Consider the following 2,738-nt stretch of genomic DNA (forward strand, 5'->3'; position numbering starts at 1 on the left):
CGCTCATTAATATCACCAAATAACAGATTGTTAGTATATGGGGATCTGATCGCTACTTGTAGAAAAAGTTCAATTTATAATGATCTTGCCGTGCAAAGAGAAATGTGTATCTCATATCATTGGTATAATTAAACGTATCGTAATGATAATCACTTCTTTTCGGTACATTTAATTTAAAGATCTGCTTCTTGGTATTTTGTGACTTTTTAAGTGTATGTTTTTAATGAATATTAAATTTTCACTAAAAAACCTATTTGCGACAGAACCCAAATTACACGTTTACTCCTAGCAAGATATCAATTAGCGGAATAATCGTGGAAAATTCCCAATGGAGGTGAGTTTTGGTCTATTTCATTGTTATATACAATATATGGCTAATATATAGTTCATAGAGATGACCAATGGATCAACAAAATAAACGCCCCTGCTTTTTACTTGGTTTAGCTTTATCTTTTTCAGGCGCAGTAGACACCGATGATTTTGACAACCTTCGGGCAACCAAAGAACCCCTCGCCTCTTTCATTAACAAGGATTTTTAATGGCAGTACTGCAACGGACTGAAGTACCTACTCTTATAAATAAATCCGAGCGTTCTTTTGTTGATGCACTTGCTTCATTCGATGATCATATTAAACGTTACGACATCATGCTCCCGAATGCCTGGGTCACTGCCTATCACGAAGCTGACTTGTTGGTTCTGTCGCAAATAGTTTTTTATTATGATAGGAAATTGCCGGCACCGATTTTAAACCGGCTTAATAACTAATAGGAAATTTTATGTCTAAAAAAGTGGTTTTAACAGGTAGTTGTGTGGCGAAATTCAAAACAACAATTGAATTTGAAAGCGAGGCAGAAGCATCTGAATTTATTGAAAAATGCAAAAAAGATGAAGAGACTGCACTCTGCTATGTATCTGAATATTGCATTGAAGAAGTAGTATGCGTTGAAGGGACCTGTGTAGTTTTGCAGTCGCCTGGGGGAGAAGATAATAATAAGCATAAATACTCTGACATTACGTTTCTTAACAATTAACTTAATCTAGGAAATTCATGCAAAATCAAAAACACTTACTTCCTTGCTTAACTCAAGCCCTAAAAGATACTATTTCTTGGGAATTAAAAGCAGAGCTACCTACATATAGAAAATTTACTGATGATGAAGAACAACTTATCGATTTAATAGTGAATGTCGTGATGAACTTACCTTACATAGCTAATCAACCAGGATGTTGCGTTTTAGCGCATACCTTAATTTATAACACTTTACGAATGCTAAAAATTGAATGTGAATTGGTTATTGGAAGAATAATTGTTGATGGTAAGCCGGTATGGCCTGTAACAAAAAAAGCATTAAAAGATATGTTATTAAAAGGGCATAGTGGAGAGCCCTTTATTGCGCATGTGTGGCTATTATTGCCTGATTATACTTTTGTGGATGCAACATTGTTTACTGATATTAATCAACCAGCATCGGTAGTTAGAATAAACAGCCAAAAACAAGTTATGCTACTGCATCAATTAAATATCCCCCTCTTATTATTGGTGAGGACTATGTAGACAAAACGAATAAAGTTGATAAAGATTTAATGAATAATCAGGTGCTCGATATTATTAGTTCTGTAATAGATTTGAAGATACATAACCTAATGGGAAACTTTTATGAATAAAGCATTATTGAAACTTAATGAATTAGCTGTAGAAAAAAAAGCAATTGGGGATGCAATCAAAGCACAACATAAATTGATTTGTGATCAATTTTGCCCTGTGAAGATAGGTGATGAAATAGAAGTTAATGGTCATACCTTTAAAGGAAAAATTATTGTCGTTGATGAAATCAAATTGTTAAAAGGATTTTCAGGCTTATTTTTTCTTCTCAGTGGTAATGTAAAAAAGAAAGATGGTGATATTGGAAGTAAATATGCTAAATCCCTTCTTACTATTGATTGGCCTGTACCAAAACTATTCAAAATTAATTAAAAAATGGCTCTATTCCAGAATAGAGGACGTCGGTGTTTTTCAAGATAGTTGACACCAATTAGTTCTCTTTTATGCAGCTTCTTTTTGTTCTTGATCTGGGTTCAATGTCACTGCTCCTATAGCTTTACAGTTTTGTATTTCTCTAGACCAGCGTAGTGGATTCTTTGTTTTAGCCGCATCTAGAATCAACTTTCGTTTATCTAATATTTTCTTATCCAGCCCCTGATGACGCTGACTTGGCGTTACAAATTTTATCCGACTGTGCTTATGCTTTTCGTTGTACCACACTGCAAAGTCCTGTACCCAGTCCCTTGCTTCCTGCAAGCTTTTAAAACCATTTGATGGCCAGTTAGGCCTATATTTCAACGTTCTGAATGTAGATTCAGAGAACGGATTATCATTGCTCACCCGTGGCCGATTATAAGAAGAGGCTATACCAAGTTCTTCCATTTTGGCCTTCATCGTCACTGACTTCATTGGCGCACCATTATCTGAATGCAATACCAACGGCTGATTGGCAATATGTTCTCGCCAGCAGGTTCGCTGAAGCAGCTCTGCAGCTTTATCTCCACATTCATTTTCATGAACTTCATAACCGACGATTTTACGGCTGTAAATATCCTCAATCATATACAGATAATAAAACTGGCCTTTCACTCTAGAGGCGCGTAGAGTAAGAGGCAGAGCGTAGTCGCACTATTTCTCAGCCTCTCCTCTCCGAACCGTACGTGCACCTTTCAGCGCATACGGCTCTCCATTTAA

Annotated in this window: 5 protein-coding genes and 1 pseudogene; 5 read left to right on the plus strand and 1 reads right to left on the minus strand. The window is 36.0% G+C overall.

What is annotated here, in order from left to right; all coding sequences use genetic code 11:
* The first annotated feature begins 401 nt into the window (after window positions 1–401).
* From G337_RS28745 to G337_RS0119075, 5 genes are all read left to right on the plus strand, one after another.
* The gene (locus tag G337_RS28745) at window positions 402–539 is read left to right on the plus strand and encodes a hypothetical protein (RefSeq protein WP_157619398.1); all 138 of its coding nucleotides are present in this window, start codon (window positions 402–404) and stop codon (window positions 537–539) included.
* The gene (locus tag G337_RS0119060; protein WP_028865277.1) at window positions 539–766 is read left to right on the plus strand and encodes a hypothetical protein; all 228 of its coding nucleotides are present in this window, start codon (window positions 539–541) and stop codon (window positions 764–766) included. The genes G337_RS28745 and G337_RS0119060 overlap by 1 nt, the downstream gene beginning before the upstream one ends.
* 11 nt (window positions 767–777) lie before the next feature.
* Complete coding sequence (locus G337_RS0119065) at window positions 778–1,032, plus strand: hypothetical protein (protein WP_028865278.1); 255 nt, start codon at window positions 778–780, stop codon at window positions 1,030–1,032.
* 17 nt (window positions 1,033–1,049) lie between these two features.
* Window positions 1,050–1,556, plus strand: coding sequence for a hypothetical protein (locus G337_RS0119070; RefSeq protein ID WP_028865279.1), 507 nt, complete (start codon window positions 1,050–1,052; stop codon window positions 1,554–1,556).
* 102 nt (window positions 1,557–1,658) lie between these two features.
* On the plus strand, window positions 1,659–1,976 hold the full coding sequence (locus G337_RS0119075) for a hypothetical protein (protein ID WP_028865280.1): 318 nt from the start codon (window positions 1,659–1,661) through the stop codon (window positions 1,974–1,976).
* Between the two features lie 69 nt (window positions 1,977–2,045).
* Here the strand turns inward: G337_RS0119075 and G337_RS26795 are convergent.
* A pseudogene (locus G337_RS26795) lies at window positions 2,046–2,654 on the minus strand (transposase); the annotation flags it as partial.
* Window positions 2,655–2,738: the final 84 nt, after the last annotated feature.

This window comes from Psychromonas aquimarina ATCC BAA-1526, assembly GCF_000428725.1.
In the GTDB taxonomy this organism is placed as follows: Bacteria; Pseudomonadota; Gammaproteobacteria; order Enterobacterales; family Psychromonadaceae; genus Psychromonas; species Psychromonas aquimarina.